The 16486-nt window shown below is 71.6% G+C and carries 13 protein-coding genes; 4 read left to right on the forward strand and 9 right to left on the reverse strand.

What is annotated here, in order from left to right; genetic code table 11:
• Positions 1-38: 38 nt before the first annotated feature.
• Both ACFW0G_RS34190 and ACFW0G_RS34195 read left to right on the forward strand, forming a co-directional pair.
• Entirely contained in the window at positions 39-326 is a 288-nt protein-coding gene (locus ACFW0G_RS34190) for a type II toxin-antitoxin system Phd/YefM family antitoxin (protein WP_378329606.1), read from the forward strand.
• The gene (locus tag ACFW0G_RS34195) at positions 311-724 is read left to right on the forward strand and encodes a PIN domain-containing protein (RefSeq protein WP_378329607.1); all 414 of its coding nucleotides are present in this window, start codon (positions 311-313) and stop codon (positions 722-724) included. Before ACFW0G_RS34190 ends, ACFW0G_RS34195 begins: the two co-directional genes overlap by 16 nt.
• A gap of 15 nt (positions 725-739) precedes the next feature.
• On the opposite strand, the gene ACFW0G_RS34200 is transcribed toward ACFW0G_RS34195, so the two are convergent.
• Positions 740-2353: a PHP domain-containing protein gene (locus ACFW0G_RS34200; RefSeq protein WP_378329608.1), complete on the reverse strand. Its 1614-nt coding sequence runs from the start codon at positions 2351-2353 to the stop codon at positions 740-742.
• A gap of 102 nt (positions 2354-2455) precedes the next feature.
• On the opposite strand from ACFW0G_RS34200, the gene ACFW0G_RS34205 reads away from it, so the two are divergent.
• Positions 2456-2989, forward strand: a complete 534-nt coding sequence (locus ACFW0G_RS34205; RefSeq protein WP_378329609.1) for a hypothetical protein — start codon at positions 2456-2458, stop codon at positions 2987-2989.
• Positions 2990-3053: 64 nt separating this feature from the next.
• Here ACFW0G_RS34205 and ACFW0G_RS34210 read toward each other — a convergent pair whose 3' ends face one another.
• The 8 genes from ACFW0G_RS34210 to ACFW0G_RS34245 all read right to left on the reverse strand — a co-directional run bounded on the left by ACFW0G_RS34210 (position 3054) and on the right by ACFW0G_RS34245 (position 15547).
• Positions 3054-5165: a 3-hydroxyacyl-CoA dehydrogenase NAD-binding domain-containing protein gene (locus tag ACFW0G_RS34210; RefSeq protein WP_378329610.1), complete on the reverse strand. Its 2112-nt coding sequence runs from the start codon at positions 5163-5165 to the stop codon at positions 3054-3056.
• Complete coding sequence (locus ACFW0G_RS34215) at positions 5165-6355, reverse strand: thiolase family protein (RefSeq protein ID WP_378329643.1); 1191 nt, start codon at positions 6353-6355, stop codon at positions 5165-5167. The genes ACFW0G_RS34210 and ACFW0G_RS34215 overlap by 1 nt, the downstream gene beginning before the upstream one ends.
• 174 nt (positions 6356-6529) lie before the next feature.
• Positions 6530-7198 (reverse strand): DUF998 domain-containing protein, encoded by a 669-nt coding sequence (locus ACFW0G_RS34220; RefSeq protein ID WP_378329611.1) that lies wholly within the window; start codon positions 7196-7198, stop codon positions 6530-6532.
• A 159-nt stretch (positions 7199-7357) separates the two neighbouring features.
• Positions 7358-9013 carry an allophanate hydrolase gene (gene atzF / locus ACFW0G_RS34225; RefSeq protein ID WP_378329612.1) on the reverse strand — a complete coding sequence of 552 codons (1656 nt, stop codon included), beginning with the start codon at positions 9011-9013 and terminating at the stop codon, positions 7358-7360.
• On the reverse strand, positions 9010-12564 hold the full coding sequence (gene uca / locus ACFW0G_RS34230) for an urea carboxylase (RefSeq protein WP_378329613.1): 3555 nt from the start codon (positions 12562-12564) through the stop codon (positions 9010-9012). Before uca ends, atzF begins: the two co-directional genes overlap by 4 nt.
• Entirely contained in the window at positions 12561-13190 is a 630-nt protein-coding gene (locus ACFW0G_RS34235) for an urea amidolyase associated protein UAAP2 (RefSeq protein WP_378329614.1), read from the reverse strand. Before ACFW0G_RS34235 ends, uca begins: the two co-directional genes overlap by 4 nt.
• A complete protein-coding gene (locus ACFW0G_RS34240) occupies positions 13190-14014 on the reverse strand; it encodes an urea amidolyase associated protein UAAP1 (RefSeq protein ID WP_378329615.1) in 825 nt (274 codons plus the stop codon). The genes ACFW0G_RS34235 and ACFW0G_RS34240 overlap by 1 nt, the downstream gene beginning before the upstream one ends.
• A gap of 24 nt (positions 14015-14038) precedes the next feature.
• Positions 14039-15547 carry an amino acid permease gene (locus tag ACFW0G_RS34245; protein ID WP_378329616.1) on the reverse strand — a complete coding sequence of 503 codons (1509 nt, stop codon included), beginning with the start codon at positions 15545-15547 and terminating at the stop codon, positions 14039-14041.
• A 190-nt stretch (positions 15548-15737) separates the two neighbouring features.
• Here ACFW0G_RS34245 and ACFW0G_RS34250 point away from each other — a divergent pair, with 190 nt between their 5' ends.
• Positions 15738-16409: a TetR/AcrR family transcriptional regulator gene (locus ACFW0G_RS34250; protein ID WP_378329617.1), complete on the forward strand. Its 672-nt coding sequence runs from the start codon at positions 15738-15740 to the stop codon at positions 16407-16409.
• The last annotated feature ends 77 nt before the right edge of the window (positions 16410-16486 follow it).

The following is a 16486-nucleotide window of genomic DNA, read 5'->3' on the forward strand; positions in this document are numbered from 1 at the left end:
TTGTAGCATTCTTGCCCGGCACCTGCTACCGTGGCCTCATGACCCACACGATCAGCCAGCGCGACCTGCGCAACGACAACGCGGAGATCATGCGGCGCGTCGAGCGGGGCGAGAGCTTCACGGTCACCCGCAACGGCAAGCCGGTCGCCAACCTGCTGCCGCTGTGCGCCGAGCACGAGGAGCGGGCCCGGCGCACCCTGGCCGAGGTGCAGGCGGCCTTCGGTGACCTGCCGCCGATGGACAGTGCCGCATGGCGGCGGGAGCGCGCCGCGGACGACGCGGCGTTCGGCCCGGACGAGCCGGAGGATCCATGGGCGCGCCGGTGAACCCGCCCGAGCGCGTGCTACTCGACACCTGCGTCGTGATCGACCTCGAACGGCTCGACCTCGGCGAGCTGGCCGCGGCCGTCCCCGCGGTGAGCGCGGTGACGGTCGCGGAACTCGGCTACGGGCTGGACGTCGACGACGTGGTCGCCAGGGCCGCCCGGACCGAGCGGTACTACGCGGTGCTCGACCAGTTCGAGGTGCTGCCGTTCGGTGTCGCGGCGGCGAAACAGTACGGCACGATGGCGGCGCTCGTGCGGCGGTCGGGGCGCGATCCGCGGCCACGCCGGATGGATCTGCAGATCGCGGCCACCGCCGCCGCGCACCGGATTCCCGTGCTCACCCGCGACGCCAAGGATTTCGGCGGCTTGGAGCGCCTCGTCGAGGTGATCGAGGTGTAACGGGCAGCACTGTCCTCAGTGGACGTCGACGAAGATCGGGTTGCCGTAGAGCCAGAGATCCTCGAACGGGTTGGCGTCGCCGATGACGTCCATCGCGGGCTCGATGCCGCCGGGCACGTGTCGCTTGCCGTCGGTGCCGCGCACCCGGACGTAGAACGGTTCGCGCACATTCCGGAACGTGTGCCGGAAGCTCACCCGATGCCCCGCTTCCCGGCGCGGTTCGAACGAGCGCACGACCCGGGTGCCCGGCGCGGTCATCGTCTCGCGGTCCGTGGCCGGGCCGGTGACGGGACCGGCGATGACGTCGAGCCGGGCGAGCCGCGGGATCTCGCCGCCGCCGTTCGGCCGGTTCGCCGTCGCCGCGGAGACCACGACCGTGACGTTCTCCCCGCGGCGCACCCGCAGCCGCCCGCCGAATGTCTCCGCGCACCCGCCGCCGTACACGCCGACCTCCAGTTGCCGGGCCAAACCGCCGTGGCAGAGCCAGATCCGGCCCGCCCGCAGGCCTTCCAGCACACCCTCGAAGCCGCGCTGCCGCACGCCGACCACGGTGCGGCTGAACTCGCCGGGGTAGAAGTCCGCGTACGGCGCGGCGAGCTGCGGGACACCGGTGTCGACCGGATCCGGGTACTTGCCCGTGCGGTCGTACCAGCCGTCCGGCACCTGCGGGCGGACCAGCGTGTCGCCCCGGTTGTAGTGCGAATCGGAGTTCGTCGTGATCCACCACGGTTTTCCCTCGGCGAGCAGGGAATCCCACAGTCCGCCGACCTTCGCCGTCGTCCAGTCCCAGCCGCCGAACGTCCGGTACGCCTCCGCGGGGAACCCCGGCCACGAGTTCGCGCCGGGACTGTTGGCGTAGCCGCCGCGCGCGCCGCCGTTGCCCTGCGGCTTGGGGAAGCCGTCGGCCTGGGCGCCGGGCGCGCCCTCCATGCCGATCACGAGGCCTGGCGCGGCGTCGCGGTAGTTGCGCAGTTCGTGCGGTGCGACGCGGCCGTTGCGCAGCGGGTGGTTGATCAGCACGACCGGGGCGTGGATCCGGCGGGCGCGTTCCTGCTCGGCGAGCCACCGCAAGCCCTTGAGCGCCAGTGCTTCGTTCTCCGGGCCGGAGGCCTCCGAACCGGTCAGCCGCCAGTCGAAGTTCCGCTCGAACTCCCGCAGCAACGGGGCCTGGTCCTTGCCCGCCCGGAAGAACACCGTGGCGTGCTCGGCGCCCGGTACGTTCCACTCCATTCCTTGCCACAGCAGCAGATCCGGGTATTTCCGTTGCGCGGCGACGACGTCCCGGCCGGTCGGCTCGACCGAGGACTTTTCGTGCTCGGCGTGACCGTGATCGGTGAAGACGATCCAGTTCGCGCCGTGTTCGCGGGCGCCGGCGGCGATCCGGTCGATGGTGTACATCGCGTCGTAGGAGTACTGGCTGTGCGTGTGGTGGTCGCCGACCAGCCATTGGTAGCGGCCACGGCCGAAAAGCCGGTCGAGGCTGACATCGATGTCGAAACCGAGATCGATGTCAGCGGCGTCCGCCTGCGCGGGCGCGATCATCGGCGCTCCGGCGGCCGCGGCACCGGCGAGGCCCGCGCGCTTGAGGAAGCCACGGCGGTCCACGCCGGATCTGTCGGAGGTGTTCATCCCGCTCCTGCCCTGGGTGCTGAGTCGGCAGGACGCTAAGGGGCGCCGGTGAACGGACGGTGTCCCGGCGGCCAACGGCCGCCGTTGTGTGATGATCGTCCCGTGAGCGACAGACCGGCCGGGTCGTGGCCGAACCTGATCAAGATCCTGATCCCGGTACTCGTGCTGGCGGCGGCCGCGGGCGTCGGCCTGGCGTTGCTGGTCGCGCGCCTTGTCGAACCCGAAGCGCTGCCGGTGGACACGAACCCGGTGCCCGCGGCGGGACGGAATGTGTGCGGGGCCTCGGTGACGATGTATTTCGACACCGACGAAATGATGACCCGGGCTTCGGGCAGTTTCCACGGTGATCCGAAAACCCGCCGGGTGTTCACCGAAACCAGGGCCGAAGCCTGGGAACGCTTCAAGCGTATCTTCGCCGACCACCCGAATCTCGTGGAGAACTCGGACCCGGCGGCGATGCCCGCGTCGCTGAACCTGCTTCCGCAGCGCGGCGTGGACCTGGAGGAGTGGGCCGCCGAACTACGCAGGCGTTATCCCGAGGCCAAGAAGGTGGTCGTGCTCGATCCCGCTCACCCGCCGCCCGGCATGCCCGCCGCGACGGCGACTCCGTCCTGCCCGCCCAGCGGCGAGTACTGACCCCGGAATGCCGTCAAGGCCACCTTGCGGGCACGAGACGCCCGTAAGGTGGCCTTGACGGAACTTACGCCACCGGCACCGAAGCGACGCCCGGCGCCAGGAACGGCTTGCCGTTGACGCGTTCGGAGACGCCGGAGCGGTCCAGGTACGGCGTGATGCCGCCGAGCCAGAACGGCCAGCCCGCGCCGAGGATCAGGCACAGGTCGATGTCCTGCGCCTCCGCGACCACGCCCTCGTCGAGCATGATCCGGATCTCTTCGGCGATCGCGCCGAGGGCACGCTCACGCACCTGCTCCGCGGTGGACGGCTTGTCGCCCTGCGTCCACAGCTCGACGACCTCGGGGTCGGCGGACTGGTTGCCCTTGTCGTCCCAGACCCAGACGCCCCGCTTGCCCGCCTTCACGAACTTCGCCAGGTTTTCGCTGACGGTGAACCGGTCCGGGAACGCCTCGTGCAGCGTCTCGCCGACGTGCAGCGCGATGGCCGGGCCGACGAGCTGCATGAGCGTCAGCGGGGTCATCGGCAGCCCGAGCGGTTCCAGCGCCGAGTCGGCGACCTCGAACGGCGTGCCCTCGTCGACGGCGACGAGCACTTCGCCGAGGAAGCGCAGCAGCAGCCGGTTGACCACGAACGCCGAAGCGTCCTTCACCAGCACGCTGGACTTCTTGAGCTGCTTGCCGACCGCGAACGCCGTCGCGAGCGAAGCGTCGTCGGTCTGCTCGCCGCGCACGATCTCCAGCAGCGGCAGCACGGCGACCGGGTTGAAGAAGTGGAACCCGACCACGCGCTCGGGGTGCTGGAGCTTCGAGGCCATCGCGGTGATCGACAGCGACGAGGTGTTCGTCGCGAGGATCGCCTCGGGGGAGACGTGCTGCTCCAGCTCGGCGAACACCTGCTGCTTGACGCCCAGCTCCTCGAACACCGCCTCGATGACGAAGTCGGCGTCGGAGAAGGCGGCCTTGTCGAGCGAGCCGGTCACCAGCGCCTTGAGCCGGTTGGCGCCGTCGGGGGAGACGCGCTTCTTGGCCAGGAGCTTGTCGATCTCGTCGTGGACGTAGCCGACGCCCTTGTCGACGCGCTCCTGGTCGACGTCGGTGAGCACGACCGGCACCTTCAGCCGGCGCACGAACAGCAGCGCGAGCTGGCTGGCCATCAGGCCCGCACCGACGATGCCGACCTTGTTCACCTTGCGCGCCAACGACTTGTCCGGCGCGCCCGCCGGGCGCTTGGCCCGCTTGTTGACCAGGTTGAACGAGTACAGCCCGGCACGCAGGACGTCGCTCATGAGCAGTTCGGCGAGCCCGTCCGTCTCGGCCGCGTAGCCCCGGTCGAGATCGTTCTCCCGCGCCAGCTCCAGCAGCTCGACCGCCTTGGTCGCGCCCGGTGACGCTCCGTGCGTCCGGCCGTCCACAATGGACTTGGCGCGGGCGATGGCCGCGTCCCAGCCGGAACCGCGGTCGATCTCGCGCCGGGCAGGGGTGATCTCACCACGGACCACTTTGGACAGCCAGAGCAGCGACTGCTCCAGGTAGTCCGCGGAGCCGAAGACCTCGTCCACGATGCCCAGCTCGGCCGCCTGCCGCACCTTCAGCATCTTGTTCTGCGCCAAGGCGTTCTCGATGATCACGGTCACCGCGGCGTCCGGGCCGATCAGGTTCGGCAGCAGCTGCGTGCCACCCCAGCCGGGGAACAGGCCGAGGAAGACCTCGGGGAACGCGATGGCCGCGGTGTTCTCCGACAGCGTCCGGTAGTGGCACGACAGCGCGAGTTCGAGCCCGCCGCCCATCACCGCGCCGTTGACGAAGCCGAACGTCGGGATCTCGGTCTCGGTGAGCCGCCGGAACACGTCGTGCCCGGTCTGCGCGATCTCGCGCGCGAGCTTCGGGTCCGACACGGCCTCGACCCCGGAAAGGTCGGCGCCGACGGCGAAGATGAACGGCTTGCCGGTGACCGCGATCGCGGCCGGCTCGGCGGCGAACGCCTCGTCCAGCGCGGAGTTCAGCGACACGAGACCCTGCGGGCCGAACGTGTTGGGCCGGGTGTGGTCGTGGCCGTTGTCCAAGGTGATCAGTGCGACCGGCTTGTCCAGCCCGGGCACCTTGACCAGCCGGGTCTTCGCGACGGTGACGACCTCGTCGGGGAAGGCCGCCTTGGCTTCTTCAGCGGTGAAAGTCATTACTTGGCCCCCTCGAAAGCCGGGTTCTCCCAGATCACGGTGCCGCCCATGCCGATACCGATGCACATCGTGGTGATGCCGTAGCGCACGTCGGGGCGTTCGGCGAACTGGCGCGACAGCTGCGTCATCAGCCGGACGCCGGACGACGCGAGCGGGTGCCCGCACGCGATAGCACCGCCCCACTGGTTGACGCGCGGGTCGTCGTCGGCGATGCCGAAGTGGTCGAGGAAGGCGAGCACCTGCACGGCGAACGCCTCGTTGATCTCGAACAGCCCGATGTCGTCGATCGACAGCCCGGTGCGCTGGAACAGCTTCTCGGTGGCGGGCACCGGCCCGATGCCCATCACCTCCGGCTCGACGCCGGCGAAGGAGTAGCCGACCAGCCGCATCCCGACCGGCAGGCCCAGCTCGCGGGCGGTGTCCTCGTCGGCGAGGATCGCCGCGGTGGCACCATCGTTGAGGCCCGCGGCGTTGCCCGCGGTGACCCGGCCGTGCGGGCGGAACGGCGTCTTCAGCCCGGCGAGCTGCTCGACCGTGGTGCCCGGCCGCGGCGGCTCGTCCTCGGTGGCCAGGCCCCAGCCCAGCTCGGCGGACCGGGTCGCGACCGGCACCAGCTCGGGGCCGATCTTGCCGGTCTTGACGGCTTCGGCGTACTTCTCCTGGCTGCGCGCGGCGAAGGCGTCGGTGCGCTGCTTGGTGATCTCGGGGAACCGGTCGTGCAGGTTCTCCGCGGTCTGGCCCATGACGAGCGCGGTCGGGTCGACAAGCTTGTCGGCGATGATCCGCGGGTTCGGGTCGACGCCCTCGCCCATCGGGTGCCTGCCCATGTGCTCGACGCCGCCCGCGATGGCGATGTCGTAGGCGCCGAACCCGATCCCGGACGCGGTCGTGGTGACCGCGGTCATCGCGCCGGCGCACATGCGGTCGATGGCGAAACCGGGCACGGACTTGGGCAGCCCGGCCAGCAGCGCCGCGGTGCGCCCGATGGTCAGCCCCTGGTCGCCGATCTGCGTGGTGGCGGCGATGGCCACCTCGTCGACGCGCTCGGGCGGCAGTTCGGGGTGCCGCCGCAGCAGCTCCCGGATGGCGTTGACGACGAGGTCGTCGGCACGGGTCCCGGCGTAGATGCCCTTGTCGCCCGCCTTGCCGAACGGGGTCCGTACCCCCTCGACGAACACGACGTTGCGCACGCCTCGCGCGTTCGGCGCGAGCGGCGTTGCTGGTGCGGCCACGAATGCTCCTGATGTCGGCAGAGAAATCCTGCCCGCACGATAGCCCTTGTTACCCACGGGTAACCAGGGGAGTGGCCCGGTCGAGTGGGACACGGCACACTCGCGGGTGGTGCCGTGCCCCTTCCTGGCGGCTCAGGCGACCGCGGGACTGACCTCTTCCGCGGGGGACACGTCGGCCAGGATCGCCTCGCCCTTGGTCAGCCATGCGAAGCCGAACGCGAGGATCGCGGCCGTCTCCAGCCACAGCGCGGGATGCAGTGTGGTGGCGACGGGGACCAGGCTGGTGACGACGATGAGCGCCAGTGAGGCCAGGATCACCACGCCCGCGGCGACGTAGACGCGGTTGCGGTCGATCTTGCGCCGCGTCGGGTCCGCCTTGTCCGATTTGGTGAACAGGAACAGGCAGAAGAACGCGAGCGTCAGGAAGAACACCGAGGCGAACACGAGGTGCAGGACACCCAGCACCCGGTCCGTCGACGTCGCGTGCGCGGGCGTGGTCGGGCACACCGCCAGCCCGATCGCGGCGATCGCGGCGAGGTTGCCGGCGACGTCGTCGAGGCGGCTGTAACCGTGGTAGGACAGCAGGAAGACGCCGATCGCGCACATGCTGCCGACGAACACGTCCCGCGTGGACGTGTAGTAGTAGCCGCTGATCGAGTTCAGCAGCCCGCCGCCGTCGACGGCGAGTGTGCCGACGATGAGCAGCACCGGCAGCGCGAGGCCGATGACGCCGATCGCGCGGCGCAGGAACAGGTACGAATGCACGAGGGTGGTCGACGGGGATGGGGTCGCCGGGGTCATGGGCCGCCTCCGAAGCCGTACGGGACATCCCCGCGGCCCGGCGAGGTGGCGTGCCCACCCCGCCGGGTTCCGGTGGGGAATTGTTTTCTCCCTGTGGTTATCGGCAGTCAGAGGATCACCTCTGAACGGCTCGTACCGCACAGCTGGGCGGCGAAACGGTTACGTTCCGGTGAGCGCTTTCCGGTAGGACAGCCACCCTCCGTGTCCGGTGATGTCGGCGGCGCCGTCGCAAGCGCCCGGTTCGCAGAGGAATCCCGAGACGACCGCGCCGTCCGCGAGCCGGACTTTCCCGATCGTCAACGGTGCCGGGACGCCGCCGACGAATTCGCCGAACCCGCGCACGGGAAGTTCCCACACCTCCGCGGCGATCGCCGCGCCGCCGTCGGCGACCCGGACGAGCCCGGGTTTCGGCGGCGTCGTGTCCAGTGCGTACAGCCGGTATTCTGGCGTGGTGGCGGCCGCCGAGACGAACCGGCCGCCCCGCGACGTCAGCTCGTGGTTCAGCGGCTGGCCTCGCAGATGTGCGCCCACCACGACGATCCTGGCTCGCGCCGGGACGCTCCGGGCGAGGTCGGCGAGGAGCGGATCGTCGAACGCGCGGCCGACGAGCATCACGCCGAACGGCAGCCCGCCCACCTCGCCCGCCGGGATCGCCAGCGAGGACAGGTCGAGCAGATTGGCGAAGTTGGTGAACCGGCCGAGCCGCGTGTTCACCCCGGCCGGATCCGCCGCCACCTCGGCCAGTGCCGGGTGGTCCGTGGTCGTTGGCAGCAGCAGAGCGTCCACTGTGGACAACACCGCGTCCGTGTGGAGCCGGAGCCGGTCCAAGGTTTCGAAGTCCGCGAACACCCGGTGCGCGGGCAGATCCCGCGCACCGGTGATGATCGAGAACACCGTCGGGTCGACGTCGCCCGGGTGACTCTCCAGGAATTCGCCGACCGCCGTGTACCGCTCGGCGACGAAAGCGCCTTCGTACAACAGCCGGGCAGCCTGGAGGAACGGCTCGATGTCCACTGTGACCAGTTCGGCACCGGGGAAATCGGACGCGGCCCGCGCGAAGGCGTCCGCCCAGCCCGCGCGGAGTTCGCCGAGCTGACCGGGCCGCGGGATCCCGATCCGCGCGCGCCCCGGGACGCGCCGGGTGGGCGGAGCCGTCCGTGACGTCGGATCGTCGGCGTCCGGCCCGGCCAGGCAGCCGAGGGCGAGCGTGGCCTCGTCGACCGTCCTCGCGAAGACGCTGACGCAGTCGATGCTCCGGCACGCGGGCACCACCCCGCGCGCCGGGATCAGACCGCGCGTCGGCTTGAGCCCGACGATCCCGTTGAGCGCGGCGGGAACCCGGCCCGATCCGGCGGTGTCGGTGCCGAGCGCGAGATCGACGACGCCCAGTGCGACCGCGACCGCCGACCCCGCACTCGACCCGCCGGAAATCCGGGACGGATCCACGGCGTTGCGGACGGCGCCGTACGGGCTGCGGGTGCCGACGAGCCCGGTCGCGAACTGGTCCAGGTTGGTGGTGCCGAGGATCAGTGCCCCCGCCGCGCGTAACCGGGCCACCGCCGGCGCGTCCTCGGTGGGACGGTAGGCGTAGGCCGGGCAGCCCGCGGTGGTCGGCAGCCCGGCGACGTCGATGTTTCCCTTGACCGCGGCCAGCTTCCCGTACAGCGGCAGTGCCTCACCCATGTCGCGCCGGGCTTCGAGCGCCGCCGCGTCCGCGAGCACCTCGGTCTCGGGACGCAGGTCGATCCAGATCTCCGGCCGGTCCACCTGGGCGATCCGCGCGTAGGCGGCCCGGACCCGCTCCACGACGCTCACGTCAGCACCACCAGCGGCGTTCCGGGAACCACCTGATCGCCGGGGGAGACCAGCACCTCGACCACCTTTCCGTCCGACGGCGCGGGAATCCGGGCCTCGGTCTTCATCGCCTCCAGCGTCACGAGCGACTGCGCGCCGCCGACCCGGTCGCCGGGCCGGACGTCGACGCGCCAGACCGTCGCGGCGAACGGTGCTTCGACGACGTGCCCGCCCGGCGGTGCCTGGACCCGCACCGGCGCGAGCGTCGTGGGTTCCGGCTCGGGCTTCGGATCGAACTCGCCCGCCGCCGCCCACGCCCGCCGTTCCGCCTCGAACGCCGCCGACTGCCTCGCGCGGAACTCGGCGATGCTCGCCGCGTTGTCCGCGAGGAAGCGCTGGTAGTCCGCCAGTGCGAACTCGCCGTCGGTGATGTCCAGTTCCAGTTGCCCGGCGGCGTTGTGCGCCCGCAGTTCGAGAAGTTCCCCGGCGGACACGGGATACCACGAGATGCGGTCGAAGAACCGCAGCAGCCACGGCGATCCCGGCGCGAACGAGCCGCGCTGGTGCCAGCCGCTCCACACCTGCGTGGTGCGCCCGACGAACTGGTAGCCGCCCGGCCCCTCCATCCCGTAGACGCACAGGTAGGACCCGCCGATGCCGACGGAGTTCTCCGCGGTCCACGTCCGCGCCGGGTTGTACTTCGTGGTCACCAGCCGGTGCCGCGGGTCCAGCGGGGTCGCCACCGGAGCACCGAGGTAGACGTCGCCGAGGCCGAGCACCAGGTATTCCGCGTCGAACACCGTCCGGTACACGTCGTCCACAGCGGACAGCCCGTTGACCCGGCGGATGAACTCGATGTTCCACGGGCACCACGGCGCGTCGTCCCGCACCCCGGTCATGTACCGCTCGATGGCCTCCCGCGTGGCCGGGTCGTCCCAGGACAACGGCAGCCGCACCGACCGGCTCGGCACCACCAGGTCCGCGGTCGGCGGCAGCTCCCGCTCCAGCTCGCGGACCAGGCCGAGCGCCTTCGCCACCGGCAGCGCGTCCGGGTCGACGTGCACCTGCAGCGACCGGATTCCCGGCGTCAGGTCGACGATCCCGGGCACTCCCTCGGCCGCCAGCCGCTCGGCCAGCGCGTGCACCCGCATCCGCAGCGCGAGATCCAGCGTCATCTCGCCGTACTCGATCAGCAGATTGTCGTCCCCGCTGCGCCGGTAGGTCACCGACGGCTCTTCGTCGCTTGTGGACAGACGGCCGAGGACGCCGCTGTCGCCGAGCGCGGGGCGGCTCGGCGCGGGTGCCGTGGCGGGTACGCGGCGGAGTTCGGCGGCGTGCTCGGTGGTGATCGGCACGAACCGCACGGTGTCCCCTGGCCGCAGCTGCCCGAGCTTCCAGCGTTCGCCGGTCGCGACGGTGGCGGGGCAGACGAACCCGCCGAGGCTGGGCCCGTCCGGCCCGAGCAGGATCGGCAGGTCGCCGGTGTAGTCGACGGCGCCGATCGCGTAGGGCGTGTCGTGGATGTTGGACGGGTGCAGCCCGGCCTCGCCGCCGTCCGCGCGGGCCCAGGACGGCCGGGGCCCGATCAGCCGGACGCCGGTGCGCGCCGAGTTGAAGTGCACCCGCCAGCCCGTGCGGTAGAACGTCTCGACGTCCTCGGGGGTGAAGAACTCCGGTGCCGCGTGCGGTCCTTCCACCGCCCCGATTTCCCACTGGGCGGGGAATTCCGGCCGGTCGGCCGCCGGGACCGGCCCGGCGACGTCGTCGGCGGGCGCGGGGCCGGGATACAGGACGTCGCCCGCGGCGAGCGTGCGCCCGCCGTGCCCGCCGAACTTCCCGAGCGTGAACGTCGCCGCGCTGCCCAGGAACGCGGGGACGTCGACGCCGCCTCGCACGAGGACGTAGCTGCGCAGCCCCGCCGTGCACGCGCCGACGTCGAGCTCGCCGCCCGCCGGGACGACGACCGGCGTCCACAAGGGAATCCCGCCGCCGTCGAGGGTGACCGTGGTGGGCGCGCCCGTGACGCAAACCGTGGTGCCCCGCGAAAAGCGGAGGGTCACACCGTCCACAGTGCACTCGATCCCGGCGGCACCCTCGGGGTTGCCGAGCGCGGTGTTGCCCAGCCGGAACGAACGGTCGTCCATCGGCCCGCTCGGTGGCACCCCGACGTGCCAGAACCCGGTGCGGCCCGGCCATTCCTGCACGGTGGTCATCGTGCCGCCGCGCCGGACCTCGATCCGCGGTTCGTCGTCGGTGACGTCGTCCAGCGTCGCGGTGTCGTGGGCGGCCTCGCGGAACCGGGCGTCCGTCACGGCGGAGCGGAGCTGGCCGAGGTTGGTGCGGACGCCGTCGACCCGGGTCGTGGCCAGCGCGTCCCGTAGCGCCGCCAGCGCCGTCGCGCGGTCCTCACCGGCACAGATCACCTTGGCGAGCAAGGGATCGTAGTGTGTGGTGACGATCGAGCCCGCCTCGATCCAGGTGTCCACACGGGACTCCCGCGGCAGTGAGACACCGGTGACCAGCCCGGCGCTCGGGCGATGTCCCGCGCTCGGGTCCTCGGCGTACACGCGGGCCTCGACAGCGTGCCCGCGTGGTTCCGGTGCGTCGTCGAACATTCCGCGGTCGCCCTGGGCGAGCCGCAGCATCCAGGCCACGAGGTCGACGCCGTACACGGCCTCGGTCACCGGGTGCTCGACCTGCAGCCGCGTGTTGACTTCGAGGAACGCGGCCTCCTCGCGCTCGGGGTCGTAGACGAACTCGACCGTCCCCGCCGAGCGGTACCGCACCGAACCGCACAGCGCGACCGCCGACTCGATCAGCCGGGCCTCGACCGCATCGGGGATCCCGGGCGCCGGGCATTCCTCGACGACCTTCTGGTTGCGCCGCTGCAGCGAACAATCCCGGGTCCCCAGCGCGAGGACGTCGCCATCGCCGTCACCGAACACCTGGACTTCGACATGCCGCGCGTGCCGGACGAGCCGTTCGAGGAACACGCCGGAACCGGTGAAGCTCTTCGCCGCGACCGCGCGCACGGATTCCCACGCCTCGGCCAGTTCCCCGGCCGTGGCGCAGGCCCGCATGCCGATGCCGCCGCCCCCGCCGGTCGCCTTGAGCATCACCGGGTAGCCGATCCGGTCCGCCGCGGCCAGCGCGTCGTCGAGGCTCGCGAGCAGGCCGGTGCCCGGCAGCAGCGGCACCCCGGCGGTGACCGCCGCCTCGCGGGCGGTGTGCTTGCCGCCGAACACCTCCAGCTGTCCGGGAGTGGGCCCGGCGAACGTTATTCCGGCGGCCTCGACGGCGTGGGCGAACGCGGCGTCCTCGGACAGGAAGCCGTAGCCGGGGTGGATGGCGTCCGCCCCGGTGGCGCCCGCCGCGTCGAGGATCGCGTCCGCTCTCAGATAGCTCTCGGCGGCCGGGGCCGGGCCGAGCCGCACCGCTTCGTCTGCCAGCCGGACGTGGGGCGCGGTCCGGTCGGCGTCGGAGTACACGGCCACGGTCGGCAGGTCCAGCTCGCGTGCGCTGCGCAGGACGCGGACGGCGATCTCGCCGCGGTTGGCGACCAGCAGCTTCACGCCTCGCCCCCCGGTTCGGTGACGAGAATCCGGATCGGGGTCGGATCGAAGCCGTTGCACGGGTTGTTGATCTGCGGGCAGTTCGAGATCAGCACCAGTACGCCGGTCTCCGCGCGCAGCCGGACCTCCAGTCCGGGCGCGGAGATGCCGTCCACGATGCCGAGCGTGCCGTCGGGCTCGACCGGCACGTTCATGTACCAGTTGACGTTGCTCACCAGATCCCGTTTGCCCAGCCCCCATTTGGCGCCCTCGATGAGGAAGTTCTCCACGCACGCGTGCTGGAACCGGGTGTGCTGGCCGTAGCGGAGGCTGTTGGACTCCTTGCTGCAGGCGCCGCCGAGGGTGTCGTGCCGCCCGCAGGTGTCGGCCACGACGGTCAGCAGCGGCGCGCCCTCGCCGGTGCGCAGGACGCTGCCGGTGGTGAGGAAGATGTTGCGCTGCGCGGTGATCGTCGCCGCCGCGCTGTAGCGTTTGGCCGTGTCGGCCGCGTCGTAGCACAGGAAGTCGACGGCCTGGTTGCCGCCGGTGTCGATGATCGCCAGCTCCTGTCCTTCGCGGAGCACCGTGGAGAACGGGGCGCGCGCCGGGACTTCGGTGTCGAGGACGGTGGTCGTCGCGGTGGTCATCACAGCCCCCGTGCGGTGAGGTAGTCGGCGGTGTTCTCGAACGCGCGCTGCGCCTCCGGCGTGTGTGTCCACTCCGGACTGTCCGGTGTGGAGGGACGGTCGCGCCAGGCCAGTATCTGCAGCGGGCCGCTCGTGTATTCCCGCGGATCCAGCGGATGCGGGACATTGGCGATCAGCACGACGACCGGGAGCTCGGTCCGCAGTTCGACGGTGTGCCCCGCCCCGGCGGAGCCGGTGAACTCCAGCTCGCCCGCGCCGCCGACGCGGACGCCCTGGAAGAACGAGAGGCTCGGCGGCAGATCGCGCGGGGTGAGCCCGTGTTTCGCCGCCGCCAGGGTGAACAGCGCCAGTCCGGCGGGGGAGGGGCCCTGCGGGCTGCCGTCGCCGTAGCGCTCGGCATTACCATCCACAGTGGACGTTCCGCACAGCGCGTCGTGCCTGCCGCCGCTGTCGGCGACGAGGGTGGCGAGCACGCGGGCCTGGTCCGACAGCAACGCCACCGACTCGCCGAGATAGGCGTTCCACTGCACCTTCACCGTGTCCGCCACGTTCAGCCGCTCCCACGGCGCGTCGGCGTTGAACAGCAGCAGATGCGCGCAGGCGTCGCCGGTGGGGTCGGTCAGCCGCAGCCGGGTGCCGCGGGCCAGCACCCTGTGCGTGTAGCCGCCACCGGCCACGGTCTCCGCCCAGGTGAGGTCGGCGGCCGCGACGCCGGCGGGCGGCTCGGCGGTGTGCGCCGGGATGATGGGCATGGTGTCGACGACCGTGCCCGCTTGTGCGCGGGCGTGGTCCCGCGCGCCATAGGTGGTGGCGGTGGTACTCATCGGTGTCCTCCTTCTCGGTAGGGGTTACAGGGCGGGTTCGGCGACGGGCGCGGCGCGGCGGCGCAGCCGGGCCCAGCAGAGCAGGCCGAGCACCAGTGCCGCGCCGGTGAATTCGATCGGGAACAGCAGCATCCCGAGCGAGCCCGTGCCGTCGGTGTCGTACACGCGCGGGCGGGGCCAGGCGATGTTCACGATCATCGCGACGCCGTACGCGACGGCGGCGACGTTGACCGGGATCGCCCAGCGGCCCAAGGAAAACCGGCCGGGCTCGCCCGCGAAGCGGCCGCGCAGCCGGGCGATGAGCAGCGGCGCGGTGACGAGCAGATAGGCGAGGTAGACCACGACCACCGAGGTGCCGGTGATCGTGCTGAACACCGTCGGGTTGCCGACGTTGAGCAGCAGCAGGCCGATCGCGAGCGCGCCGGAGAGGATCGCCGGGGCGATCGGCGTCCCGGTGCGGGGGTTGACGCCGGCGAGCCGGGCGGCGCCGGGCAGTGCGCCGTCGCGAGCCATCGCGTAGATCAGCCGGACCGTGCCGGTCTGGATGGTGAGGGTGCAGACCACCACCGCGATGGCGACGTCGGCGAGGAACACCCTGCCGAGCGTGTCGCCGAAGACGGCCGTGATGACGTACGGCAGGCCGCGTCCGGCGAGCTGCCCGTCGGTGAGGCTCGGGGCCGCCATGAGCGCGGTCAGCACGACCGCGAGCCCGCCCACCCCGGCGACGAGCAACGCGCGCAGGACCGCGCGAGGCGCTTTACGCCGGGCGTCGCGGGTTTCCTCGGCCACCGACGCGGCGGTGTCGAACCCGTAGAGCACGTAGGCGGCCGCGAGTGCCGAGGCGAGCACCCCGGCGATTCCCGGCGCGGACGACGTCTCGTCCACCGGGACGCTGTGGAGCACGACCTGCGGGCCGCGCACGGCGAAGGTCGCCAGCCCGGCGACGAGGACCACGACGCCGATCAGTTCCGCCGCGACGCCGATGTCGTTGATCCGGGCCATGACCCGCACCCCCGCCGCGTTGACCGCGGTGGTGAACAGGATCAGCAGCGAGCCGAGCAGGACGGCGTTGGCCGCGCCGGTCGGCGAGGTGACCGAGGAATCGCCGCCGACGAACTGGAAGCCGCTCCACACCGACGGCAGCACGATCTGGAGCGCGATGGCCGCGCCCGCCAGCGCGACGACGCAGCCGAGCAGCATCATCCAGCCCGCGAGCCAGCCCGCGAACCCCCGTGTCAGACGTCTTGCCCACTGGTACACGGAGCCGGCCAGCGGGAACCGCGCGGCGAGTTCGGCGAAGACGAGCGCGACGAGCAATTGCCCGCCGAGCACCACCGGCCACGTCCAGAAGAACAGCGGCCCGCCGAAGGAGTAGCCGAGGCCGAAGAGCTGGAAGACGGTGGTGAGGATCGAGACGAACGAAAAGCCGGCGGCGAACGCGGAGAACCCGCCGAGGGACCGGCGAAGTTCTTGCCGGTAGCCGAATTCGGCGAGTTCGTCGGTGCGGGCGTCCTCGGCGGTCGGTGGGGACATCGGGGCTCCCGAATTCTTTCGGACATTTTTCGGTCGACCGACCGAAATTAGGCCGATCGCACTACTGGCCGGTCTCGCCGGCATTAGTGCCGGGTTACACGTGAGTGGGCCGCGTTACGGATTCCGGGGCGGCGCCGTAACATGCCTCGGACAGCCTGGCGGGGACGGCGGCGCCTGGCAAGATCGACGGGTGGGGAAGAACGTGACCGGGGTCGGCAGGCCGAGGGCGAGCGGGGCGGCGGCGAGTAGCCAGAACGCCAGGGAAGCGGTCCTCGAGGCGGCGGGCGAGTTGTTCACCGGCGCCGGGTACGCGGCGACCACCACCCGCGCCATCGCCGAACGGGCCGGACTGCGCCAGGCCTCGCTGTACTACCATTTTCCGTCCAAAGAGGACATTCTCGCTGCGCTGCTGGCCGCGACGGTGCGGCCGTCGCTGGAGGTCGCCGGTGGCCTGTCCGGCGGGGACGCGCCCGCCGCGGTGCGCCTGTGGGCGCTGGCCTACGCCGACATCCGCCTGCTGGGCGGCGCGCGGTACAACCTGGGCGCGCTCTACCTGCTGCCCGAGATCGCCTCGCCGAACCTCGCGCCGTTCCGTGCCGAACGTGAGCAGCTCAAGGCCGTGTACCGGGACCTCGTCGCCGAGTCCGGTGCGCCGTCCGGCAGCGGCAGCGACGTCGCCGTCCGGTCGAACCTCGTTTTCGGCCTGGTGGAGAGCATCGCGATCGTCCGCCGGGACGACCCGGTTCTGGACGTCGAAGCACACGCGGTCGAAGGCGCCGACGGCGTGCTGCGCGTCGCCGGTCTCCCGGCGCCGGACGCCGCCCTGCGCGCCGCCGCCCGCGCCCTGCTGACCCGCTCCTGATCCTCGCGTTCTCGCGCACGGGGACGCGCTGAAGGACGCTTTCAGTGCGCTGGACGCGATGAAGGACGCTTTCAGTG

The sequence above is a fragment of the Amycolatopsis sp. NPDC058986 genome, assembly GCF_042741125.1.
GTDB lineage: Bacteria > Actinomycetota > Actinomycetes > Mycobacteriales > Pseudonocardiaceae > Amycolatopsis.